Below are 413 nucleotides of genomic sequence, written 5' to 3'. Positions count from 1 at the left end.
AAAAAGCAAGTATTGGATAAATGAAGCTATGAAAGAGATTGCAATTTATCTAAAGAACTACAAAGCTCCAAAAGCAACTTTTGAAAAATTCGTGGATGTTGCACTGAGCATGTCTGATGAGCTAAGTTTTGATGCCTTGAGGAATTTGCTTGTGGGATTTGGAAGTTCAGGGGAAATAGACCCTGTAATGAAAATCCTCAGGAAAATGCCTCCCAATGAAAGAATTAAAACATTGATCGAGCTTTCAGCCAGAATTATTGACAATGAAGAACTACTTAGGGAGCTCATGCTTCATCTAGACAAAGAAGAGTTCATTCCTGTAGCTAAATTCCTACTAACAAAGTTCCTAGAAAAACCAGACAAAAAATATATTAATGTTGTAGAGACTCTTGGTGCAAGAACAGATCGGAAGA

Annotated in this window: 1 pseudogene; it reads left to right on the top strand. The window is 36.3% G+C overall.

Going from position 1 to position 413, the window contains the following annotated elements:
- Positions 1–413 (top strand): annotated as a pseudogene (locus tag E3E29_RS11480) (hypothetical protein); the annotation flags it as partial.

This window comes from Thermococcus sp. Bubb.Bath, assembly GCF_012027595.1.
Taxonomy (GTDB): domain Archaea; phylum Methanobacteriota_B; class Thermococci; order Thermococcales; family Thermococcaceae; genus Thermococcus.
This window is presented reverse-complemented; position numbering and strand designations above follow the sequence as displayed.